10 protein-coding genes are annotated in these 24,961 nt (G+C 63.7%); all 10 read left to right on the top strand.

What is annotated here, in order from left to right:
• Positions 1 to 430 precede the first annotated feature (430 nt).
• The 10 genes from gspE to NR164_RS28015 all read left to right on the top strand — a co-directional run bounded on the left by gspE (position 431) and on the right by NR164_RS28015 (position 24,954).
• A complete protein-coding gene (gene gspE / locus NR164_RS28060; RefSeq protein WP_057004372.1) occupies positions 431 to 1,849 on the top strand; it encodes a type II secretion system ATPase GspE in 1,419 nt (472 codons plus the stop codon).
• Complete coding sequence (gene gspF / locus NR164_RS28055; protein WP_256823541.1) at positions 1,849 to 3,060, top strand: type II secretion system inner membrane protein GspF; 1,212 nt, start codon at positions 1,849 to 1,851, stop codon at positions 3,058 to 3,060. Before gspE ends, gspF begins: the two co-directional genes overlap by 1 nt.
• A 459-nt stretch (positions 3,061 to 3,519) precedes the next feature.
• A complete protein-coding gene (locus NR164_RS28050; RefSeq protein WP_256823540.1) occupies positions 3,520 to 4,710 on the top strand; it encodes a substrate-binding domain-containing protein in 1,191 nt (396 codons plus the stop codon).
• A gap of 328 nt (positions 4,711 to 5,038) precedes the next feature.
• Positions 5,039 to 17,566, top strand: a complete 12,528-nt coding sequence (locus NR164_RS28045) for a filamentous haemagglutinin family protein (RefSeq protein WP_256823539.1) — start codon at positions 5,039 to 5,041, stop codon at positions 17,564 to 17,566.
• A gap of 436 nt (positions 17,567 to 18,002) precedes the next feature.
• A complete protein-coding gene (locus NR164_RS28040) occupies positions 18,003 to 18,596 on the top strand; it encodes a transposase (RefSeq protein ID WP_017849144.1) in 594 nt (197 codons plus the stop codon).
• A 59-nt stretch (positions 18,597 to 18,655) separates the two neighbouring features.
• Positions 18,656 to 20,242 carry a ShlB/FhaC/HecB family hemolysin secretion/activation protein gene (locus NR164_RS28035; RefSeq protein ID WP_256823538.1) on the top strand — a complete coding sequence of 529 codons (1,587 nt, stop codon included), beginning with the start codon at positions 18,656 to 18,658 and terminating at the stop codon, positions 20,240 to 20,242.
• Between the two features lie 24 nt (positions 20,243 to 20,266).
• Entirely contained in the window at positions 20,267 to 22,066 is a 1,800-nt protein-coding gene (locus tag NR164_RS28030) for a DUF2341 domain-containing protein (RefSeq protein WP_177031740.1), read from the top strand.
• An 11-nt stretch (positions 22,067 to 22,077) separates the two neighbouring features.
• Complete coding sequence (locus NR164_RS28025) at positions 22,078 to 22,503, top strand: biopolymer transporter ExbD (RefSeq protein ID WP_017849147.1); 426 nt, start codon at positions 22,078 to 22,080, stop codon at positions 22,501 to 22,503.
• A gap of 3 nt (positions 22,504 to 22,506) precedes the next feature.
• Positions 22,507 to 23,211: an energy transducer TonB gene (locus NR164_RS28020; protein WP_256823537.1), complete on the top strand. Its 705-nt coding sequence runs from the start codon at positions 22,507 to 22,509 to the stop codon at positions 23,209 to 23,211.
• A 42-nt stretch (positions 23,212 to 23,253) separates the two neighbouring features.
• The gene (locus NR164_RS28015; protein ID WP_079444140.1) at positions 23,254 to 24,954 is read left to right on the top strand and encodes a putative porin; all 1,701 of its coding nucleotides are present in this window, start codon (positions 23,254 to 23,256) and stop codon (positions 24,952 to 24,954) included.
• The last annotated feature ends 7 nt before the right edge of the window (positions 24,955 to 24,961 follow it).

Raw genomic sequence — 24,961 nt, 5'->3', positions numbered from 1 at the left:
GGAAAAGCCCCAAAGTAACCAAAGGGCTCTTGCCCCACCACTCGGCACCTCGCTTGGGCTCGGTGTGCCCGAACGCAGGCTTGCGTGGTTTAAGATCAAAAGCGGCTCGCTTCGCATCGTGTTTACGCGGGGGGGCGGTGTTTTTTCATGGTCTGGATTTGTGCCACAACCCCACTGCAATCAATGCAGTGCCCAGACGGGTGCAGTCGGATTTGACTGAGAATTCCTGGGCACTCACCGCTTCAAAATGTGGGAGGGGGCTTGCCCCCGATAGCGGTGGTTCAGTTACAGATGAATTGACTGACACACCGCTATCGGGGGCAAGCCCCCTCCCACATTTACAGTGCGCGGCGGCCCGCCGTAAGGGCGGAACCATAAGCCGCCGTTACCGCAGCAACGGATATGTACTCAATCCAAAAGGGTCAACCCCATGAGCCTGCTGCCCTACGCCTGGGCCAAATCCCAACGCATCCTCCTGCGTCCCGGCGAGGCCGGCCTGCTGCTGACGGTCTGCCCGTCGACCCCCGGCTGGTCGATCAGCGAAGTGCAACGTCAGTTCGGCCAGAGCCGCCTTGAACAGGTGCGCGATGATGAACTCGACGGCCTGCTCGCCAGCGCCTATGCCGACACCGGCAGCGCCGCTGCGGTAGTCGGTGCCGCCGAAAACGAAGTCGACCTCGACCGCCTGATGCAGGACATGCCCGAGATCACCGACCTGCTCGACACCCAGGACGGCGCGCCGGTGATCCGCATGATCAACGCCTTGCTGACCCAGGCCGCCCGCGATGAGGCCAGTGACATCCATATCGAACCCTACGAAACCCACTCGGTGGTGCGCTACCGCGTCGACGGCACCCTGCGCGACGTGGTCTCGCCGCGCAAGGCGCTGCATGGCGCGCTGGTGTCGCGGATCAAGATCATGGCCCAGCTCGACATTGCCGAAAAACGCCTGCCCCAGGACGGCCGCATCGCCCTGCGCGTGGCCGGGCGGCCGATTGATATCCGCGTGTCGACAGTGCCCACCGGGCATGGCGAGCGCGTAGTCATGCGCTTGCTGGACAAGCAGGCCGGGCGCCTGCAACTGGAGACCCTGGGCATGGAGCCGCAACTGCTGGCCCGCCTCGACACGCTGATCCGCCAGCCCCACGGCATCGTGTTGGTCACCGGGCCCACCGGCAGCGGCAAGACCACCAGCCTCTACGCCGCGTTGGCGCGGCTGGATGCGAGCACCAGCAATATCCTCACCGTCGAAGACCCGGTGGAGTATGACCTGCCGGGCATCAGCCAGATCCAGGTCAACGCCAAGATCGACATGACCTTCGGCCTGGCTTTGCGTGCGATCCTGCGCCAGGACCCGGACATCATCATGATCGGCGAAATCCGCGACCTGGAGACCGCCCAGATCGCCGTGCAAGCCTCGCTCACCGGCCACCTGGTGCTCGCCACCCTGCACACCAACGACGCGGTGTCGGCGGTCAACCGCCTGATCGATATGGGCGTCGAACCGTTCCTGCTGGCGTCTTCACTGTTGGGCGTGTTGGCCCAGCGCCTGGTGCGGCGCCTGTGCCCGCACTGCAAGCAGGCAGACCCGGCCGTGCCGGGCACCTGGCGCCCGGTGGGCTGCGCGCAGTGCAACCAGATCGGCTACAGCGGGCGTACCGGCATTCATGAATTGTTCTGCGTCGACGACGAGGTGCGCAGCCTGATCCACCAGGGCGCCGGCGAGCAGGAGCTGCGTCTGGCGGCACGCCGCGCCGGCATGTTCAGCATGCGTGAAGACGGCGAGCGCTGGGTGCGCAGCGGCACCACCGCGGCCGAAGAAATCCTGCGCGTAACACGGGACGCCTGATGAATCGCTATCGCTATGAAGCCGCCGACGCCAGCGGCAAGGTCGAGGCCGGGCACCTGGAGGCGGACAGCCAGAGCGCGGCGTTTGCCGCGTTGCGCAGCCGTGGCCTGACCGCGCTTCTGGTGCAGGTCGAAGGCGGTCAACAGGCCGCGGGCGGCAGCAGCCTGTTCAGCGCCAAGCTGTCGGACAACGACCTGGCCTGGGCCACGCGGCAACTGGCGAGCCTGCTCGGCGCCAGCCTGCCGTTGGAAGCGGCGCTGAGCGCGACGGTGGAACAGGCCGAGAAAAAACACATCGCCCAGACCCTGGCCGCCGTGCGCGCCGATGTGCGCGGCGGCATGCGCCTGGCCGATGCCCTGGCGGCACGGCCACGGGACTTTCCGTCGATCTACCGTGCGCTGATCGCGGCGGGGGAGGAGTCCGGCGACCTGGCCCAGGTGATGGAGCGCCTGGCCGACTACATCGAGGAGCGCAACAACCTGCGCGGCAAGATCCTCACCGCATTCATCTACCCCGGCGTGGTGGGGTTGGTGTCCATCGGCATCGTGATTTTCCTGCTCAGCTACGTGGTGCCCCAGGTGGTCAGCGCGTTCTCCCAGGCGCGCCAGGACCTGCCGGGGCTGACCCTGGCGATGCTCAACGCCAGCGACTTTATCCGCGCCTGGGGGTGGCTGTGTTTTGCCGGGATCGTCGGCAGCTTCTGGGGCTGGCGCCTGTACCTGCGCGACCCGGTGGCGCGCTTGAACTGGCACAGCCGCGTGCTGCGCTTGCCGCTGATAGGGCGCTTTGTGCTGGGCCTGAACACCGCGCGATTTGCCTCGACCCTGGCGATCCTCGGCGGTGCTGGCGTGCCGCTGTTGCGCGCCCTCGAAGCCGCGCGCCAGACCCTGTCCAACGAGCGCCTGAGCCAGTGCGTCAACGACGCCACCGCCAAAGTGCGCGAGGGCGTCAACCTCGCTCCGGCGCTGGCGGTGGAGAAGGTGTTCCCACCGGTGCTGATCCACCTGATCGCCAGCGGCGAAAAAACCGGCTCACTGCCGCCCATGCTCGAACGCGCGGCGCAGACCCTGTCGCGGGACATCGAACGCCGTGCCATGGGCATGACCGCGTTGCTCGAGCCATTGATGATCGTGGTGATGGGCGCGGTGGTGCTGGTGATCGTGATGGCGGTGCTGTTGCCGATCATCGAGATCAACCAACTGGTGACCTGAATGTGGGAGGGGGCTTGCCCCCGATTGCGATGGGTCAGTCTATGCATCTTTGGCTGACACTCCCTCATCGGGGGCAAGCCCCCTCCCACATTGGACCCTACCTGTTCAGTTGATTTTGGGGTGGGCCGATACCGCCAGCCCGCAACCTCGGGTTCATCGTTTCGTCACAGCCAAGCTCCTCGCCGCAGCCTACGCCGCCTTGACGAAACCCCCACTGAAACCGCGCTGTCACCTGCCTCCAAACCGCTCAAAACCATGACCAAAACACCCGAGAATCTTTTTAAAAATCAAGCTCTTCCTCCCGAGGTTTTTTCCCATTGCTGTCATCGGAAACTGCGAAATTCTCTAGCCATGGCCTCACCCCCAGCCACCCCCGAGACACGGCTTGGGACCGGAGCCATGGCGTCATGCAAGAGCCATCTACCCCAAACGTACAAACACGACGAAAGGAGATTCTTCATGTTTAAGCGCAACGTTCTCGCGGTATCCATGACCCTCGCTGCACTGTGCTCGGCACAGGCTGCAATGGCTGACATCAACGGCGGTGGTGCAACCCTGCCTCAGCAGCTGTACCAGACTCCGGGCGTGCTGACTGCCGGTTTCGCCCAATACATTGGCGTGGGCAGCGGTAATGGCAAGGCAGCCTTCCTGACCAACGACTACACCAAGTTCGTGGCCGGTGTGAGCAACAAGAACGTGCACTGGGCCGGTAGCGATTCCAAGCTGAGCGCGACTGAACTGTCGACCTACGCCACTAACAAACAACCGACCTGGGGCAAATTGATCCAGGTGCCATCGGTGGCTACTTCGGTTGCCATTCCGTTCAACAAGGCCGGCACCGCTGCCGTTAACCTGAGCGTTAACCAACTGTGCGGCGTGTTCTCCGGTCGACTGACCAACTGGAACCAGATCACCGGTTCCGGCCGCACGGGTGCGATCAAAGTCGTTTACCGCAGTGAATCCAGCGGTACCACTGAACTCTTCACCCGCTTCCTGAACGCAAAGTGCAGCGAAGCCAAAGCGTTCGCCATCACCACCACCTTCTCGTCGAGCTACGGCAACGTGGCCAATAGCGTACCGGCCGGTGCCGTTGCCGCGGCCGGTAGCCAAGGCGTGATGACTGCGCTGAACGCTACGGACGGTGGTATCACCTACATGAGCCCGGACTACGCCGCGACTACTTTGGCCGGTCTGGATGACGCCACCAAAGTCGCCAAGGTTGCTGGTGTTTCGCCTGCGCCTGCCAACGTGTCGGCCGCTATCGGTCAGATCCCTGCGCCAACCGAAGCCCGCGCCGATGGCTCGTTCATCGATGCCACCAACCAGGACAACTGGGTGCCGGTATTTGCGGGCACCGCAAGCGGTTCAGCCACCTTCGCTTACCCAACGACCGGCTACCCGATCCTGGGCTTCACCAACCTGATCTTCAGCCAGTGCTACGCCAACGCAACCCAGACCACCCAAGTGCAGGACTTCTTCCTGCGCCACTACGACAGTGCTGATAACAACGACGCCGCCATCAACGACAACCGCTTCGTACCGCTGCCAAGCAACTGGAAACAAGCGATCACCGACACCTTCGCTACCGTTTCCAGCGCTCAAGGCATCGGCAACACCAGCGTCTGCAACGGTATCGGTCGTCCGCTGTAACCCACGCTGTCAACGACCCGCAACACCCGATCAGCAACGGCCTGTGCCGTTGCTGATTTTTTTTGCATTGCGATTTCTTCTGTAGGAGCGAGCTTGCTCGCGAAGGTCGTCAACGATGACGCGGGCTTGCTGAATGCCTGCGGCGTCCTCATGTTTTTCGCGAGCAAGCTCGCTCCTACAGAAACTGCGCGTCGTCCTTATCGGGCTGTTACCAGTCCTTTATGAACTTTGCATGACAGAAGTTCAGTCGCGCCCCTCGCCAACCGCCTAACCCTCATACGTGAGCGCGTCTTGCTCCCTGCGTGATAACAAAGAAGGAAGATCCCCGATGGTCCGCTGCAAATCGCCGGTTAACCTGAAAGCCCAAGAGACGATCCTGCGCCTCAAGCCCCTGGCCCAGGCCATTGCCCTGTTGATGGTGGCGGGCAATGCCCATGCCGCTACGGCGTTCAGTTCCAGTTGGTTTGCCGACAAGGGCGCGACCCAGGCGGCGACGGCGGCGCGGATCAGTGCCGGGCAGGTGCCGGGGATTCCGACGTTGAACCAGCAGGCGCAGGTCAACCAGCGGTTGGCGCGTTCCATCAGCACCTTGAACACCAGCGTCGCGGCGATTGCGGCGCAGCAGGCAGCACAAGCGGCGGGGCGTCAGGCGGCGTTCGGCCAGGTGTCGACGATTCCCGATGGTTTGGGCAAAGGCGGCCTGCAAGTCGACAACAGCCTCACCCAAGGCTGGACCAACGCCAAGGCGCCGACCCAGATCCAGGCAGGCGGCAAGACCACGGTGAGTATCGAGCAGACCGCTGACAAGGCGATCCTCAACTGGGAGACGTTTAACGTCGGACGCAACACCACGGTGGATTTCCAACAGCAATCCAACTGGGCCGTGCTCAACCGCGTCAACGACCCCGATGCGCGGCCCAGCCAGATCCAGGGCCAGATCAACGGCGCCGGCACGGTGATGATCATGAACCGCAACGGTGTGGTCTTCAGCGGCACCAGCCAGGTCAATGTGCGCAACCTGGTGGCAGCAGCGGCGAACATCACCGATGAACAATTCACCCAGCGTGGCCTCTACGTTGATACCACCGGTACGCAACCGACCTTCACCGACGCGGCAGGCAAGGTTGAAGTGCAACGCGGTGCCCTGATCCAGACCCACAACGCCGCCACCTCCACCGATGCCGGCGGCTATGCCTTGCTGCTCGGCACAGAGGTTGAAAACGCCGGCACCATCGTCACCGCCAAGGGCCAGACGACTTTGGCGGCCGGCGACAGTTTCTACATCCGTAAAGGCGTGGGCACAGCGGGCAACGAACGCTCCACCACCCGTGGCAATGAAGTCGCCACAGCCCTCAACGCCGACAGCACTGCGGGCAAGGTCACCAACAGCGGCCTGATCATGGCATCCACCGGCGACATCACCCTGACCGGCCACCAGGTACAGCAAAACGGCGTTGCCCTGACCAGCACCTCGGTCGACACGCGCGGCACCCTCCACTTGCTCAACGCGGCCAGCGACACTACTGGCAGCGTCACGCTGGGCGAGGGCAGCACCAGCGCGATCCTGTTGGACGCCAGCGGCAGCACCGCCCTCAATACCCAGAAAAACAATGGCCTGATCGCCCTCGATGGCAAGCCCGCCAACCTGATCACCGAGCAATTCAACCACTTGAGCGCTGTGGCCGACCGTACCGACCAGTCGCGTATCGAGATCGTCAGCGGCGGCACCGTGGATTTCCAGAAGGGCTCGATCACCCTGGCCACTGGCGGGCAGGTCGCCGTCAGCGCCGCTGGGCGCAGCCTGGTACGCGATGGGGCGATGATCGACGTGTCCGGCGCGGTTGGCGTCAAGGTGTCGATGGAATCCAACAACATCAAGATCAACGTGCAGGGCAATGAGCAGCGCGATGCGCCGGTCAACCGCGATGGCGGCAAGCTGATCAACAACGATGTGTGGGTCGACTTGCGCGAGCTGGTGTTCGTGCCTGCAGGCACCAACGGCTATGCCACGGATCGCTGGTACACCGCCGGCGGCTTGTTGGAGGTCGGCGGTTACCTCGGCACTCAAGGTCACTCGGTAGGCGAGTGGATGGCTCAGGGCGGGACCGTGACCTTTACCGGCAAGGATGTGGTGACGCAGAAGGGCGCACAGATCAACCTGTCGGGCGGTACCGTGGACGTGCAGGACGGTTATATCCAGCAGACCTGGCTCAAGGGCCCGGATGGGCGCTTGTATGAGCTGTCTAACGCGCCGGGCGACATCCTCTATTCCGGGTTCTACAAAGGTTATGAAGACACCAGCAAGCGTTGGGGCCAGACCGATTACTACTACAACCCGATGATCGCCAAGCAGCGCCGTTACGAGAGCGGTTACACCGTGGGCCGCGATGCCGGCAAGCTGGTGGTCGGTACCACCAGCGCGGTGCTGGAAGGCCAACTGATCAGCGATGTGTTCCAGGGCGATCGCCAGACCCAGGCGCCAAACATCAACCTTGACGGTTACCAGCAGTCGCAGAAGGCCATGGCCCAGCGCGCGCAGTTGATCATTGGCGGCTACACGCCGGTCTATAACAAGACCACCGGCACCCTGCGCTATGCCCTGACCGGCAATGCCGACCAGGTGCTGATCGACAGCAACACCCAGAAAATCGCCGACGGCCTGGACCTCACGACTGTGCTGCCGACGGATCGCCAAGGCCAGATCGTGCTCGACAGCGACTCGCTGAACGGTTTCCAGTTGGGCGCAATCAAGGTCGCCGCCAACCAGCAGGTCAGCGTCAACGGTGCGCTCAATGTGACCGACGGCGGCAACATCACCCTGTTCGGGCCCGGCGTGGAGGTCAACGCCAACCTTACGGCCCACGGCGGCAGTATTCATGCAGGCAACATCCTCAGCCAGGTCGATCCGCTGAAAGATGGCGCGGTGGAGGATACGTACCTGCCGGGCGGCGGCAGTGTGACGGTCGCCGCCGGGGTCAAGCTGGATGCCAGCGGGCGCTGGAATAACCTGCTGCTGGACGCGGCCAACAACACAGGCGTGGCCTATGTGAACGGTGGCAATGTGTCGCTGCGCAGCACGGTCAATGTGAACCTGATGGCTGGCAGCGTGGTGGACGCCTCTTCCGGCGGCACCCTCGGCGTGGATGGCCGGCTCACAGGCGGCAAGGGCGGCAACGTGACCCTGGGCGCGCTCCGCGCCCTGGGGCTGGACGGCGAGGTGCGCGGCTATGGCGTCACCGGCGGCGGCACCCTGGCGTTGCAGGCACGCAAGGTGCAGATCGGCGACAGCCCCGTCGTGGCGGATGACGACACCCTGAAACTGGCCGGCGGCTTCTTCAATAAAGGCTTTTCGGCCTACGACATCACCGGCAACGAGGGGTTGATCGTTACCGACGGTACGCAAGTCGATGTCACGGTCCCGGTGTATCGGTTTGGTGCGCAGGCGTCGTCGATCGCCACCGGCAGCGACCCGGCCAGTGCGCTGGAACGCTGGACGCCCATGCTCTATCAGGAAGATCCGACCAAGAGCCTGCTGACCCAGCGCCGTGGCGCCGGCTTGAGCCTGAACGCCGGCGACGTCAATGCCACCGCCGAACAGTTGGCAACCACCGCCCTGACCGTGGGCCGAGGCGCGGTGATCAACGTCGACCCAGGCCAGGCCATCAACCTGCGCAGCGTCGGCCAACTGAACATGGACGGCACGCTGAACGCCTGGGGTGGCAGCGTCGCCCTGGGTGGGGTGACGGCGGGTTCTTCAAAAGACGTGAATCCCATCGGGCATGGTCGCTCGATCTGGGTCGGCGAACATGCGCTGATCGATGTCGCGGCGCGGGCTGCCACGGCGGTTGACGTCCTTGGCCGCACTTATGGCCTGGTACGCGATGGCGGCAGCATCAATATCGGCGGCACGCTCGATCTGCAGACCGGGGTTGCTACGGCCAGTGATTTGTTTGTGGTGGTGCGTGAAGGGGCGCGGCTGGACGCCTCCGGCACCCAGGCCCTGCTGAATATTCCGGGGCAGGGCATGGTACGCCAGGCCAGCAATGGCGGCAGTATCAGCCTGGCGTCCAATAACGGCCTGTACCTGGACGGTAGCTTTGTGGCCCGGGCAGGGGGCGCAGGGGCTGCGGGCGGTAGTCTGGCTGTCGCGTTGGAGAGCCCCGACTATGACCGCTTTATCGCCGTTGATCGGGTGCTCAAGGGCCGTGAATTGCTGATCAGCCAGGTCCATCAGCGCCACGACTTGGCGGCGACTGCGCAAGAGGCTGCTGACAGCTTGGAATACGGCCACGGGCGGTTGGGTGTGGATCAAGTCAGCGCGGGTGGTTTTGACAACCTGGCGCTGATGAGCAACGGGGTCATGAGTTTTGACGGTGACGTCTCACTGAATATGGGCCAAAGCCTGCGGTTGTTCGGTACGGCCTTCGGCCTCAGTGAAAATGCCGCTGACAACTCCCGGGTCAACCTGGCTGCACCGTATCTATTGCTGGCTGGCGTCAACACGTCAGGCCGGGACGGATATGTGCGTCCGGTGATCGTGCTGCCTGTCCCGTCCCAGCGTGAAACCGCCGCTCAGTTCAACGCCCGCGCTAACCTGATCGATGTGCGCGACAGTGTGTTGTTTGGCGTCAAGGGTAGCCTGAGGCAGGCGGATGGCAGCCTGCTGGATGTCGAACGGCGTGGGTTTGACCAGGTCAACCTGACCAGCGATGGCGACCTGCGGTTTCTGGCCGGGGCCAATGAGAACGGAGTCGCCACGGGTATCAGCACCCAATTGCTGACCCAGGGCGACATGACCTTGCGCGCGGCGCAGTTGTACCCCGGCACACAGGTCGGCGCGCGGGTGATCGCGGGTTACCTGGGCGGGGGGGAAATTAACAACGATATCCTGTTCGACCCATTGCGTACGCTGACCATTGGCCGTACCGGCGCTGCCGACGCCGCCATTCCCTATTCGGCGTTCGGCCGCCTGCAACTGGGCGCAGCCACGGTTCGCCAGGGCGGTGTGGTGCGGGCGCCGCTGGGGCTGATCGATATCGGCAGCATGGGCAGCAACCTGGTGCAACTGTTGCCGGGCAGTATCACCTCGGTCAGTGGCAAGGGGCTGGTGCTGCCCTATGGCGGCACGCTGGATGGCCAGGAGTACCGCTACAACGGTCAAAAGGTGACGTTTATCGGCCAGGGCGGGGTGGTCAGCGTGAACAGAGACTTGAGCGTCGGCGTCATTCTGGGCGGTACGACCGTCGCTGTGCAACCGGATGCGACGCTTGACCTCTCCGGCGGTGGCGAACTGCTGGGCGCCGGCTTCATTTCCGGGCGCGGCGGTTCCACCGATGCGCGCTACAACCCGCTGGTGCAGTTCGGCGCCAACGGCGGGTTTGTCCTGCCGGGCCTGTCCACTAACCCGATCTATGCAATTGTGCCCGGGGTACAGCCAGGTGCGGCGCCAGTGGCGGCGGAGGGCGGTGCCGTGGCGCCATTGATCGGCCAGCAGATCACCATCGGCGCTGGTGTGCCGGGGTTGCCGGCGGGCACCTACACCCTGATGCCGTCGACCTACGCCCTGATGCCGGGGGCCTTTCGCGTCGAGATCAATGGGCTGGCCGGGCTTGGCGGCGATGGTGCGACCACGCTGATGCGCAATGGCTCGTGGGCCACCTCCGGGCAGCTGTCGATTGCCCACACGGGGATCAGCAACAGTGTCGCCAGCCAATTGATCCTGACCTCGGCCGATACCCTGCGCCGTTATTCCCAATACAACGAAACCAGCTACGCCCAGTTCGCCAGGGCCGATGCGGCCCGGATCGGCGTGCCACGGCCAATGCTGGAAGCCGATGCCAAAACCTTGAAACTGTGGCTGCGCCCCGGTGCGGGTGCGGATGCCTTCTCGTTCGAGGGCATCGGCCGTTTCGATGCCGCGCCAGGCGGCTACGGCGGTACGGTGGCAGTGCTGAACCCAACCCGGCAGGGTATCGAAGTGGTCGGCGCGGGCAAGTCCGCCACTGCGGACTTCGCCGGCATCACTCTCAAGGCCGACACCCTCAATGCCTTGGGCGCATCGCGGCTGGTGGTGGGCGGCATGACGGTGGTGGAGTACGGCCAGTCCGGTAACTTTATCAACCTGGCATCCGGTTTGAATGGTGCCAACAGCACGGTGACGTTGCGCGAAGGGGCAACACTGGCGGCCCCTGAAGTATTTCTGGTGAGCGACACCGGCGCGATCGTGGTGGAGCAGGGCGCCTCGATCAACACCCTGGGACGCGGCAAGGCCAGTTACGACGCACGTGACGGGTTTATCTATCAGGTTGCCAACATGCTGGCGGTGTCCAACGGGCTGCTCAATGTGGTCAGCGCGCGTGTATTGGGCGGAACGTTGAGTCAGGGGATTAACATCGGCGCCTGCGACGGCGGCACGTGCAGCGGCCAGACCGGCCTGTACTCCGATGGCAGCATCGTGGCGCTGACCAACAGTACCTTCCAACTGGGCGACCAGGTGCGCTATGGCACGCGTCACCTCAACCTGGGTGTCAGCACCATCAACCTGGGCAGCGCCGAAGCCCTCGCCGCTGCCGGAAACCGCGTGCCGGCCGGCCTGACCCTGACCCAAACGCTGCTCGACCGCCTGCTGCGCGGTGACACGCAATTCGGCGCGCCGGCCCTGGAAACCCTGCAACTGTCGGCCCGTGACAGTTTCAATTTCTACGGCACCACGTCCCTGGACACCTATGACCCCGTCACCGGCAAATCGCTGCTGAACAACCTGATGCTGTCCACCCCGGCGATGTATGGCGCCGGGGCGGCCAACGATGTGGCGACGATCCATACCGCCAACCTGATCTGGCTGGGCGCCACGAACACCCCTGGCGCGGTGGTGATGGGCGGGGCTGGCACCGGCAGCGGACGCCTGGACATCAACGCCGAGCGTATCGAATTCGGCTATGGCGAGTTCAGCCAGCCGAGCAATGTGAAAAGTTTCGACCGCCTGGCCTTGGGGTTCGCCAACGTCAACCTCAACGCCAGCGAACGCATCACCGCCAACCACAAGGGCAGCCTGTCGGTCTACCAGCGCCAGGGCGCGTATGACCCGGTCAACGGCTTCCAGTACAGCGGCGGCAACCTGACGATCCGTACACCGCTGATGACCGGTGAGGCCGGCTCGGTGAACACGATCAAAGCCGGCGGTGCGATTGATATCGGCGCGTCGGCAGGCCCCCGTGGCACGGCCAACGGCCAGGGGGCCGAGCTGTCCCTGCAAGGCGACAGCATTCGCGTGGCCGCTGCGGTGGTGTTGCCCAGTGGCAAGGTCAGCCTCAGCGCCCGGGGCGATGTGGTCTTGACCGATGACGCCTTGATCGACGTGGCCGGCCGCGCCATTGCCTTCAACGATGTGACCCAATACGGCTGGGGCGGCGACGTGTTGCTGGACAGCCGCAGCGGCAATATCCGCCAGGCGGCGGGCTCGACCATCGACCTGTCGGCCCAGCACAACCAGGCCGGTAAATTGCGTGCGGTGGCCACGGATGCGGCGGCCGGGACTGTCGACCTGCAAGGCAAGATCCTTGGCAGCAGCAGCGGTTATTACGCGGCTGGCGGCACCTCGATGCCCTACCAGGCCGCCACCATGGAACTCCAGGCCCAGCACCTGGGTGGCAGCGGTTCCCTTGACCAGCAGTTCGCCGACCTTAACCAGCGCCTCAACCAGGGTGCGGTCTTCGGTGCCCGCAGCTTCCAGCTCAAGCAGGGCGACTTGACCATTGGCAACGGGCTCAAGGCCAGCACCATCAGCGTGTCCATGGATAACGGCAGTCTGCGCGTGAACGGCCTGGTGGACGCCAGCGGTGAGCGGGTGGGCAGCATCAACCTGGCCGGCAAGCACGGCTTGACCCTCGACGGCACGGCGGTACTCGACGCCCATGGCAGCAAACTGCGGGTGGACAGCTACGGCAAGATCATCGACTCGCCCAACCGCGCCATGGTGGTGCTGGGCTCCGGCGACGGCCAACTGACCCTCGCCGATGGCGTGCGCATCGACCTGCGCCACGGCACCGATGGCGCTGCCGGTAACGACGGGCGCAATCGCGGCACCCTGGAGCTGAATGCGCCGCGCCTGTTCAATCCCGACGGCAGCAGCAATGACATTGCCATCGACGCCAGTGGGCGCTTGAGCATCCAGGGCGCGCGCTCGATCACCCTCAACGGCATGGCCACCTACGACGATGCCCCGGAAAAAACCGACCCTACCGCCAGTGGCAAGCCGTATCAGGAAATCACCCAGGATTACCTGAAGAAAAAGGACGAGCTCAGCGTCAAGTTCATCGACGCGGCACGGCTTAACACCAACCTGCTGCAAAACAAGCTCGCCGGTCTGAACAACGCGACCTACGCTGATGCTTTTCACCTGCGGCCTGGCGTGGAAATCATCAGCAAGGCCCCCGACGGCGACCTGGTCGTGCAGGGCGACCTGGACCTGTCCGGTTTCCGCTACGCCAGTCTCAACCCCCACAGCCGCAAGGACGACAACGTTAAGGGTTCCGGCGAATCCGGCAGCCTGACCCTGCGCGCCGGCGGTGACTTGAATATCTACGGCAGCATCAACGACGGCTTCGAAGCGCCGCCGCCGTCTGCCGATGACAAGGGCTGGGTGCTGCTGCCGGGTATCGACTACCGTGGCGGCACGGTGGTGGTGCCTGGCAACGGCGTGACCCTGGCCGATGGCACTGCCTTCCCGGCCGGCGCGACCCTTAACTATGACGTGCCGATCAAGGGCCTGACTGTCGCCGCCAATACGCGTTTGCCTGTGGCCGCGACGTTGGGCCAGGACCTGGTATTGCCTGCGGGCAGCGTCGTCGCGGCCGATGTGCGCGATGCCGGCGGCACTCTGTTGTTGGCCGCTGGCACCTTGCTCAGCGAGGCGCAGACCTTGGTGGCGGGTACGCAACTGGGCGCCGGTACGCTGTTGACCGAGGGTACCCTGCTGCAAGGCATGACCTGGCCAAAGGGCGTACCGCTGCCAACCGTGGACCAGGCAAGCTTGACCACTAACATTGTGCTGCTCGATGGCCTCAAGGACTTGCCCAAAGGTGCGTTGATCCCTGCCGGCACGGATGTCAAGTTGCCTGCTGGGGTCAAGTCGGTCGCGTTGCGCGCCGGTGCGGCCGGGCAGCTTTGGGCGATCTCGCCGATGCTCGCCGAAGGCACCCAGTCGTGGTCGCTGCGCCTGGTCGCGGGCGCCGATACCGAGGCTGCCGACAGTCGCATCCTGCAGGCCCACCCGCGCAGCGGCGACCTGCATCTGGCGGACACTCACTACGGCATGTTCGCCAAGGCATTACCGCCCCGTGGCGTGGAAACCTGGACGGCTGCTGGGGTCACGTACCTGGCGGGCGTCGGGGTGACCGTCAAGGCCGGTGATCCGATTGATCAGCATGTGCTCGACGGTCTGAATAAGGGCTCAATCGATGATTTCTGCGGTGCATCCCCGCAATTCTGCAAGACCACGGGTGCTTATATATTCACTCCGGCGGCAGTCGCTCGATTCGCGAGGAAGGGCATCATCGTAAAGGCGGGGGACGAGGTCACCGAGGCGCTTGCGTTCAGTTTCAATCAAATTACCGTGGCGCAACTGTGCGCCGGCCCCACGTATTGCCAGATGAAAAACCCTCAGGAATACGCGGCTGCGCCGGCAAGCACGCGCTTCAGCGTGATCCGCACCGGTACCGGCGATCTGGAGTTGCTGAGCGCGGGCAACCTGAGCATGGACTCGTTGTATGGGGTGTACACCGCCGGTACGTCGTCTACCGCTACTTTTGAAGGCGATCCCTACAACCAGCCCAAGGCGAAGCAGGGAGCCGCGACCCAGTTGGTTAAAACCGTACTGGGCGATACTGGCAGCCTGTTCGAAAAATTCGTCAACGGCTCGTCCACCAGCCTCTACCGAGCCTGGTATCCAGAGGCCGGGGGCAATCTGACCATTAATGCCGGGGGTGACCTGACCGGTGATATCACCAGTTTCGCCCAGAGCAACATCGGGCGACCCAACCCCAAGGATAACGGGGTCGACTCGGCGAGCGTCGGCAACTGGCTATGGCGCCAGGGTAGCGGCGATGTGGCGACGGGTGGGCAGGCTCAACCGACCGCCTGGTGGATCAATTTCGGCAGTTACACCGCAACCACAGGTGCAGACAAAATGCTGGGTTTCACCGGCTTCGGCACCTTGGGCGGGGGCGATCTGGATGTCAATGTCGGTGGCGACGCAGGCGTCTTGAACACGCTGGGTTATGGCTTCAGCAACGGTGCCGTAAACCCCCATAGCCAAGGCCTGGTCCTGGCAGTGGGCAGCACGGGCAGGGTCGCCAGCGATGGCAGCCTGCAGTTGACCGGCGGAGGCGATTTGCGGGTACGCATCGGTGGCAGCATGAACCCTGCCAGTGTTGTCGTTGCTAATGCGGACCATCGTGACGGCATGCTGGTCAATCTTCGCGGTGACGTGCAGTTGCGCAGTGCCAGCGTGGGCAACGTCGATTTGCTGTACGGGGCAACGTCTTTCGAACAGAGCCCGGGCGAGGCCCGTGCCTTCGACCCGCTGGTGTCGACCCGTGGCGTGGCGCGCGGTGGGCTGACCCTGGTGCCGGGGGATGCCACGTTCAACGTGCAGACCCTGGGCGATCAGGTGGTGAACAATGTTGAAGACCCGGGCCGGGTGCCGGTTAGCCATTCTTCGCCTTTTGCACAAGGCACCACCCTCGGCACCGGCACCAGCTGGTTTACGCTGTGGACCAAGGACACGGCCATTGATCTGTTTTCCTTGGGCGGTAACCTGACCCCCGTCAGCCTACCCGGCATGCCGGGTGACCTGGCCGTGGCTTACCCGTCAATCGTCAGGGCAACGGCGGCTGGCGGCAATCTGTATTACGGAGCGGCCGCGCAGGACAGTGGCTCTGATGGGAATTACACATATCCCTTGATGTTGGCTCCCGGGCCGGCCGGCCAGTTGCAGTTCCTCGCCCAGGGCTCGATCTACGCCGGTGGCATGGCCGTGAGCCAGTCCGGGGCGGCAATGAGTGCGATGGCAACCCCCTGGAACCCTGCGTACCAGGCCCGTATTGGCAATGCTGTGGTGGTCAGCAACCTGTCGCCCAGTGGTAGCCTGGTCAGCCAGTCGCTGTTGGCGTTCGGTTCCGGAACGGCAGCCGCGTCATCCGCTGGCAGTGCTGGGCCGGCGCGTTTTTATGCGATAGATGGGGACCTGGTCGGGGTGAGCAGTGGCCGGATAATCACGTTCAGCAGTACCCCTGGATGGTTGCATGAAGGTGAGACCTGGTATGAAGGGAATGGCGCGGTCCGGATGATGGCCGGGCGGGATATCGTCAGCAGTGGGCGTAGTTTTGGTGTGGGCAGGACTGACGCGCCTTCGAGCAATAATCTGTTCCTTCACAAAAACGCCAACGACATTTCCATCGTGTCGGCCGGTCGCGACATCCTCTACAGCAACTTCGAGGTGGCCGGGCCTGGCCTGCTGGACGTGTCGGCGGGCCGCAATATCCTGATGACGGGACCTGCGGGCGAGTACAGCGTGACCAGCCTCGGCGGGGTATTGCCGGGTGACAACCGCTCTGGGGCGAGCATCGTGATGCAGGCCGGTGTCGGCGCCAACGGGCCGGATTACCAGCGGTTTGTCGAGCGCTACCTGAACCCTGTCAACCAGGCACAAGCGGGCGAGTCGTTGCAGGGGGCCAAGGTCGCCAAGACTTACGAAAACGAACTGGTCACCTGGCTCGCCGAGCGCTTCGGTTTTGTCGGCGACACCGACCAGGCGCGTGCTTACTACGTGGCACTGCCCGCCGAGCAGCGACGGATCTTTGCTCGTGACGTGTACTTCGCCGAACTCAAGGCTGCCGGCCGCGAGTACAACCAGGACGGCGGCGTGCGCCAGGGCAGTTACTTGCGTGGTCGCGCGGCGATTGCGGCGCTGTTCCCGGACAAGGACGTGGCCGGTAACTCGATCACCTACCAAGGTGACATCACGTTGTTCAACGGCTCGGGTGTACACACCAATGCCGGTGGCTCGATCCAGATGCTCACCCCAGGCGGCAGCCAGACCTTCGGCATCGAAGGCGCGGCGCCGCCGTCGACAGCGGGTCTGATCACCCAGGGCTCGGGGGATATCCAGCTGTATTCCCTGGGCAGCATCCTACTTGGCCAGAGCCGCATCATGACTACCTTCGGCGGTTCGATCATGGGCTGGACCGCCCAGGGCGATATCAACGCCGGTCGCGGTTCCAAGACCACCGTGGTGTACACGCCGCCCAAGCGCGTCTATGACAACTGGGGCAACGTGAGCCTGTCGCCGGCGGTGCCGAGTACCGGCGCGGGGATCGCCACGCTGAACCCGATCCCGGAAGTGCCGGCGGGGGACATCGACCTGATCGCGCCACTGGGCACCATCGACGCGGGCGAGGCGGGCATTCGGGTCTCGGGCAACGTCAACATCGCCGCCTTGCATGTGGTCAACGCGGCGAACATCCAGACCCAGGGCAAGTCGTCCGGGGTGCCGGTGACGGCCACCGTCAACACCGGCGCCATGACCTCGGCCAGCGCCGCGGGGGCGGCGGCGTCCCAGGCGGCGGAAGACGCGGCGCGCAGCCAGCAGGCGGCGGCCAAGCAGGGCAGGGCGTCGATCGTGACGGTGGAGGTGTTGAGCTTTGGCTCCGAGCCGGTGCAGCGCGAACCGCAGGAACAGCCGAAGACCTCGGGGTACAACCCCAACAGCCCGGTGCAGGTACTGGGCGCCGGGCCGCTGAGCGAACAGGCGCGTGCGCGGTTGACGGATGAGGAGCGCAAGCAGATCACGTTGTAGGTGGAAGGACCTCTCGATGTACGTTTGGGGCAATCAGTGATTGCCCCGTTTTTTTTGCTGTTGGCGCGGCGGCCTAATAGCCGGCTGGTGTTTCATGGCTAACTCGGCTGGAAGGGTGGGAGGGGGCTTGCCCCCGATGGCAGTGTGTCAGTCACTACATGCATGACTGATCCACTGCCATCGGGGGCAAGCCCCCTCCCACATTTTGATCTCCATAGATCAGATATCTCCATGGATCAGAACCCAAAGAACCGGACATGTAGCCGATCACCCCCTCCCCAAAAAATGCCCCCCACTCAATCCCAAATGAAGCTTTCGTGACAAAAGTTCGGTAGTGCCCGGCCACGCCCGTCTTGCCTATGTAACGCGCTGGAGGCGGCCACAAGTCGTCTCCCCAGCCGTCAGCAGGACGCCAGGAGTGGGGCACATGGGAACTATGGAACGTTACTCGAAAGTCGGCATGCAGGAGCTCGATCAGCGCCTGTCGAAGATCGTCGAAGCCGCGCGCAAGAAGCCGGTTTCGGTGTACCGCTACGGCGCGCCCTGGGTGTGGATCGTTTCGCAGGACGATTGGCAGGGCGCTTTGAAGGAAGTCTCCAGCTACATCCCCGCCGGCCATTCGCTGGTGTTGTTGCGCCCGCAGATCGATGCGGTGTTCGACCGGCACCACGACCTGCTGCAGCCCGCACCCGGGATGCAGATCGCGCCGCGCACCGTGTTGCAGATCCTGCTGCTGCAATTGCTGTACTCCGTGCCCAGCGAACAGCAATTGCACGAACAGCTCAATTACAACCTGCTGTTCCGCTGGTTCGTCGGCCTCGACCTGCACCAGAAGGTGTGGGGCATCCAGGTGCTGCAGCGCGATATCGCCACCCTGTTGAGCAACCCGCGGGCGGTGCAATTGATCCAGACCGTCATCGGTGAAGTGTTTTGTGGCGCCTTGCTGCACATGCCGGAGTTCTCGTTGAACTTCGCCTTGTTGCACACCTGGCTGGCACGGCACAGCCAACTTTCGACAACCCGCAATTGAGCAGGCCAAACGCCGTGCAATCGGCGAGGGCGCAACATTTTAGATATTTAGGGGGCTGTGTGGAGCATCTGTTCAAGTCAACGCTGGCGCTGTGTTGCCTGGCGCTGGGCACCTTGGTGCAGCCGGCGCTGGCCGAAGAGGGCGATGCCCCGGCGCGCCGGGTGGACGTCAACGAGTACTTCGTGCGCGGCAATACCGTGCTCGATGCGGCAACGATCGAAGAGGCGGTGTACCCGTTTCTCGGCCCGCAAAAGACCCTGAACGATATCGAAGGCGCCCGCGACGCGCTGCAGAAGATCTACCAGGCGCGTGGCTACCAGTCGGTGTTTGTGGAGCTGCCGGAGCAGAAGGTCGATGACGGCATCGTCTACCTGCAAGTCAGCGAAACCAAGGTCGGCCGCGTGCGGGTGGTGGGGGCCAAGCATTACTCGCCGGTGGAAATCCGCGAGGAAGTGCCGGCGCTCAAGGAAGGCGCCGTGCCGGATTTCGCCAGCGTGCAAACCCAGCTGGCCGGGCTCAACCGCAGTGCCGGGCGCCAGGTCACGCCGCTGGTCCGCGAGGGGCAGCGCCCCGGCACGATGGACGTCGACTTGCAGGTGGAGGACCAGAACCCATGGCACGCCAGTATCGGCCTGAACAACGACTACAGCGCCGACACCGAGAAGCTGCGCTCGGTCGCGACCCTGGGCTACGACAACCTCTGGCAACTGGGCCACAGCATCTCGCTGACGTATTTCACCGCGCCCCAGGACAGCTCGAATGCCAAGGTCTGGTCGGGTTCCTACAGCGCGCCGTTGGATGAGCGCTGGACCTTGCAGTTTTCCGGTTATCAGTCCGACAGCAACATCGCCACTATCGGCGGCAGCAACGTGTTGGGCAAGGGCCATTCCTACGGGGTGTCGGCGATCTACAACCTGCCGCTGAACGGGAACTGGGCCAACTCGTTTTCCTTCGGCATCGACTTCAAGGACTTCGACGAACAACTGAAATTCGGCGCCAGCAGCGACCAGGTGCCGCTCAAGTATGCCCCGTTCACCTTTGGCTACAACGGCTACCGCTACAGCGAAAAATCCCAGCTGGGCCTGGGCTTGAACCTGGTCGTCGGCACCCGCGCATTCTTTGGCTATGGCAGCGACGCCAAAGAATTCGACTACAAACGCTACAAGGCCAGCGCCAGTTTTGCGGTGCTCAAGGGCGACCTGAATTACACCTACACCTTAGCCAACGACTGGCAGTCGGCGTCCAAGGCCGGCTTCCAACTGGCCTCGGGACCGCTGGTGTCCAACGAGCAGTATTCCGCTGGCGGCGCCACCTCGGTGCGCGGTTACCTGGCGGCGGAGCGCACCGGGGATGAGGGGTTGCTGCTCTCCCAGGAGCTGCGCACACCGTCTTTGGCCAAGTTCCTCGGCAGTTATGTGCAGGAGTGGCGCTTCTACGCGTTCGCCGAAGGCGCGCGCATGCGTCTGCACGACCCGCTGCCCGAGCAGGAAGACGAATACAGCCTGGCCAGTGTCGGCCTTGGCACCCGCGCCAGTTTGAGCAAATGGTTGTCCGGCAGCCTGGATTGGGGCTACCCGCTGCTCGACGGACCAAACACCCAGAAACAGGACTCGCGACTGCACTTCAGTGTGCAGGCGACCTTCTGACCTTTTTCCCCGGAGATTCTTCCCATGCAACGCCTATTCCTGAGCCTGTTGATCTGCCTGGGCTTCGCGCTCCCGGCCACCGCCCATGCCTGGTGGCAGGACGATTGGCATTACCGCAAACAGATCAGCGTGGACACCACCGCCCAAGGCGCCGCGATCAACCAGGCCCTGGGCCGCACCGCGCTGCTGGTGCGCCTGCACACCGGCAACTTCACCTTTGACGGGGTCAAGGACGACGGCAGCGACCTGCGCTTTGTCGGTGCCGATGACAAGACCGTGTTCAACCACCAGATCGAAAGCTTCGACCCGCTGATGGGCATGGCGCTGATCTGGGTCGATGTGCCCAAGGTCGAAGGCGCTCAGCGCCAGGACCTGTGGATGTACTACGGCAACCAGAAGGCCCCGGCCACCGCCAACGGCCAGCTGACCTTCGACCCGAATTACACTGCGCTGTATCACTTTGACGGGGCCAGCGGCACACCGCCACGGGACACCACGGCCTACGCCAACACCGCGCTGAATGCCACCGGCAGCAGCATCGACGGCGTGGTCGGGCGGGCCTTGCAGTTCAGTGGCCAGCCCTTGCTGTTGCCGGCCAGCCCGTCGCTGCAACATGCCGCCGCTGGTGCCTTCACGTTCAGCGCCTGGCTGCGCCTGGACCAGGCCAGCGGCGAACAGATCGTCCTCGCCCGGCGTGAGGCTCCGCATAGCCTGTTGCTCGGGTTGAACCAAGGCATGCCGTTCGTGGAAATCGACGGCCAGCGCGCCGTCTCGACCCAGCCGCTGAACCCCGGCCAATGGCAGCACCTGGCGTTCACTGCCGAGGGTGAAAAAGTCACGCTGTATGTCAACGGCCGCGAAACCGCGAGCCTGGCGGTGGCGATGCCGGCGTTCAATACACAACTGGCGATCGGCGCCGATCTGCCGGAAGCAGCCGGCCCGCACTTGCCGTTTGCCGGGGCGATGGATGAGCTGCGCCTGTCCAAGGTGGCCCGCCCGGCGACCGTGTTGCTGGCCGATGCGAGTGCCCAGGGTGCCGAGTCGAAACTGGTCGCTTACGGCGTGGATGAAGAACAGTCGGGCTACGGTTTCGGCAGCCTGGGCTTTCTGCTCAACGCGGTGCCGATGGATGCCTGGGTGATCATCCTGGTGCTGGTGGCGATGATGTTCCAGTCGTGGGTCATCATGATTCGCAAGAACCGCATGGTCAGCCGTGTGAGCAGTGCCAACGAGGCGTTTCGCGAGCAATTCGCGCAGATCGGCACCCGCCTGGAAATGTTCTACGACGACAGCGTACTCGCCGAACGCCTGACCCACTCTTCGCTGTGGCGCCTGTACTGCGTGGCGGTCAAGGAGATCCGCACCCGCCGCGCCCAGGGCGCCGACACCTCGTCGGTGTCGGCGGCCACCATCGAAGCCATCCGTTGCTCCATGGACGGCGTGCGTACCCGCGAAAACCAGGCGCTCAGTTCCAAACTGTCGACGCTGTCCAACGCCATCGCCGGCGGCCCCTACATCGGCCTGCTGGGTACGGTGCTGGGCATCATGGTGGTGTTCCTCGGCACGGCCATGGCCGGCGACGTGAACATCAATGCGATCGCCCCGGGCATGGCGGCGGCCTTGCTGGCCACGGCCATGGGCCTGTTCGTCGCGATCCCCGCGCTGTTCGGCTACAACCGCCTGATCACGCGCAACAAGGAAGTCAGCGCCGACATGCGCGTGTTCGTCGACGAGTTCATCACACGCCTGGCGGAGATGCACGGCGAGAGCCAGTTCAGTGAAACGGCGCACCGCGTGCCGCACCACGCGCCGGTTTCGGCCTGAGGAGAATCGCCATGGCTTCCGTAAATGCCTCCCACGACGATGACGACGATGCCGCCGTCGACAGCATCAACATCACGCCCCTGGTGGACGTGCTGATGGTGGTGCTGGTGATGTTCATCCTCACCGCCACCGCCCAGGTCTCGGGCATCCAGATTCATCTGCCCAAGGCCAGCGCCTCGGTGTCGCTGTCGGAGGCCAAGACCAAGGCCATCTCCGTCAACGACGGCGGCCAGGTGTTCCTCGATGCCTACCCGGTCACCCTCGGCGAGCTGGAGGAGCGCCTGCGCATCGAGAAAGCGCTGAACCCGGATTTCCCGGTGATCGTGCGCGGCGACGCCACGGTGCAGTACCAGAAGGTGATCGAGGTGCTCGACCTGCTGCGGCGGTTGGAGCTGTCCCAGGTCGGGCTGGTCACCGGCAAACCGAGCCAGGGCTGAGTCATGACCGCACAGATCCCGATGCCGCCGTTGCCCGTGAAAAACAAGCCGCCGCTGCGCCCGCTGAAGTGGGGCGCCGGCCTGCTGCTGGGTGCCGTGGCCGCCTGGTTTCTCTGGCAATGGGCCAATGACATGAGTGGGGTACGCCGCGAAGCACCCAAGGTGCCGACCATTATCCCGTTGCCGCCACCACCGCCACCGCCGCCGGAAAAACCCAAGGAACCCGAGCCCCAGGTGGAAGAAAAAGTACCCGAACCGGTGCCCACGCCGGAGCCCGAAGAGGTGAAACCGGCGGAAGAAGCGCCGCCTTCGCCGGCCGACGACTTGGCCAACCCGATGCAGATCGATGGCGATGCGCAGTCCGGTAACGACGGCTTCAACATCGGCGCGGGCAAGGGCGGCGGCATGGCCGGTTCCGGCGGCGGTGGCCTGGGTGCCGGCACGTACAAGCAATACCTGGCGGGGGTGTTTCAACGCCTGCTGAGGGAAGACCCGGAGTTACGCAAAAAGGCCTACGCGGTACAGGCGGATGTGTGGTTGAGCGCCGAGGGCCAGGTCACGCGTGTGGAGCTGGCCCAGTCCAGCGGCGACCGCGAGACCGATGCCCAGGTGCTGGCGGCGTTGCGTGTACCGCATGCCGCGCAACGCGTTCCAGCCTCGGTGAGCATGCCGGTGCGCCTGTCCCTCAAGGGTCGGCGTCCGGATTGATCGAACCCATTTTTTGCAGTTTTTTACAGGAGTTGCTTACGAATGATTTCCCCCGTGAATCGCCTGACCCTGGCGGTCGGCATGGTCATCGCGACCCTGGTCGGCCAGGCGACGGCCGCCCCGGTCGCCCCTTCGGAAAACGTCACGATCAACCTGATCCGCCTGCTGGTACAGCAAGGCGTGCTCACCCAGGACACCGCCAATGGGTTGATCGCCCAGGCAGAAAAAGAAGCCCAACAGGCACGCCAGGCCAATGCCGCGCCGGTGGTCGCCAGCGGCCCGACGGCGGCGCCTGGTGATGTGCGCGTGCAGTATGTGCCGCAAGCGGTGCGCGACCAGATCCGCGATCAGGTCAAGGCCGAAGTCATGGCCACCGCCAAGCAGGAAAACTGGGCCCAGCCCAATACCTTCCCGGATTGGGTCTCGCGCATCAGCTTTGATGGCGATATCCGCCTGCGTGACGAGTCGCGCTATTTCTCGGGTAACAACAGCAATGAGTTCACCGATTTCGCCAAGCTCAATGATACTGGCCCTTATGACGTCAACAAAAACTCGAACACCAAGTTCCCGCCGTTGATCAACACCACCCAGGACCGCGAAAACCTGTTCCGTCTGCGCGCACGCCTGGGCATGAAAGCGGTGATCTCGCCGGAATGGACCGCTGGCATTCGCCTGGGCACCGGTTCTGACAATAACCCGGTGTCCACTACCCAGACCCTGGGCGGTGGTTTCGGCAAGAAGGACATCTGGCTCGACCAGGGTTACCTGAGGTGGAAAACCACCGACTACATGACCTTGACCGGCGGGCGAATCGCCAATCCGTTCTACGCCACCGACATGTTGTATTCCAACGAGCTCAATTTCGACGGCGTGGCCGCGATCTTCAACCATAAGCTCAGCAGCGAGTGGGGCCTGTTCGGCACCCTCGGCGCATTCCCGGTCGAATACACCTCGGATGCCGCCAGCAGCAACGGCATCGACAAGGAAGACAGTGAGACCAAGTGGCTGTTCGGCGGGCAGATCGGTGCGGATTGGAAGATCAACCGCAGCAACCGCCTCAAGCTTGCCGCTGCCTACTATCAGTTTCAGGATATCGAGGGCGAGCGCTCCAGCCCTTGCTCCCCGTGGAAGGGCGCACCCGGTTGCGACACCGACGGCACACGTGTGGCCTTTATGCAAAAAGGCAACAGCGTGTTCAATCTGCGCAACAACACCACCAACCCGACGGATCCTGCCAAAACCCCGGACCCACAATACGTAGGCCTGGCGTCCAAGTTCAATGTGCTGGACCTCAACCTGGTGTGGGACAGCGAACTGCCGAGCGACTTCAAGCTGCGCACCCAAGCCAACTACATCCGCAACCTGGCCTACGACAAGAGCGAGATGCTCAAGCGCAGCGAAGGCGAGATCGTCAACAACATCAATTCCAACGGCCAGTTTGAAAGTGGCGGCAATGCCATGATGGTCTCGTTCACCCTCGGTAGCGCGCTGGAGATGCACAAGCGCGGCGACTGGAATGTGTTGGCCGGCTACAAGTACATCCAGCCTGATGCGTTGCCCGATGGTTTCAACGACTCCTCGTTTCACCTGGGCGGCACCAACGCCAAGGGCTACTTCATTGGCGGCAACTACGGCATCGACAAGAACATCTACGCCAGTGCGCGTTGGTTGAGCGCGTCGGAAGTGTATGGCGCGCCGTTCGAAGTCGATGTGATGCAACTGGAACTCAACACGCGCTTCTGATGCGCAG

The organism is Pseudomonas sp. Pse79 (assembly GCF_024519615.1).
Taxonomy (GTDB): domain Bacteria; phylum Pseudomonadota; class Gammaproteobacteria; order Pseudomonadales; family Pseudomonadaceae; genus Aquipseudomonas; species Aquipseudomonas veronii.
This window is presented reverse-complemented; position numbering and strand designations above follow the sequence as displayed.

Bases quoted from the DNA above. Each gene is read 5' to 3' on its own strand.
- gspE (WP_057004372.1), top strand. From the start codon at position 431: ATGAGCCTGCTGCCCTACGCCTGGGCCAAATCCCAACGCATCCTCCTG.
- gspF (WP_256823541.1), top strand. From the start codon at position 1,849: ATGAATCGCTATCGCTATGAAGCCGCCGACGCCAGCGGCAAGGTCGAG.
- NR164_RS28050 (WP_256823540.1), top strand. From the start codon at position 3,520: ATGTTTAAGCGCAACGTTCTCGCGGTATCCATGACCCTCGCTGCACTG.
- NR164_RS28045 (WP_256823539.1), top strand. From the start codon at position 5,039: ATGGTCCGCTGCAAATCGCCGGTTAACCTGAAAGCCCAAGAGACGATC.
- NR164_RS28040 (WP_017849144.1), top strand. From the start codon at position 18,003: ATGGAACGTTACTCGAAAGTCGGCATGCAGGAGCTCGATCAGCGCCTG.
- NR164_RS28030 (WP_177031740.1), top strand. From the start codon at position 20,267: ATGCAACGCCTATTCCTGAGCCTGTTGATCTGCCTGGGCTTCGCGCTC.
- NR164_RS28025 (WP_017849147.1), top strand. From the start codon at position 22,078: ATGGCTTCCGTAAATGCCTCCCACGACGATGACGACGATGCCGCCGTC.
- NR164_RS28020 (WP_256823537.1), top strand. From the start codon at position 22,507: ATGACCGCACAGATCCCGATGCCGCCGTTGCCCGTGAAAAACAAGCCG.
- NR164_RS28015 (WP_079444140.1), top strand. From the start codon at position 23,254: ATGATTTCCCCCGTGAATCGCCTGACCCTGGCGGTCGGCATGGTCATC.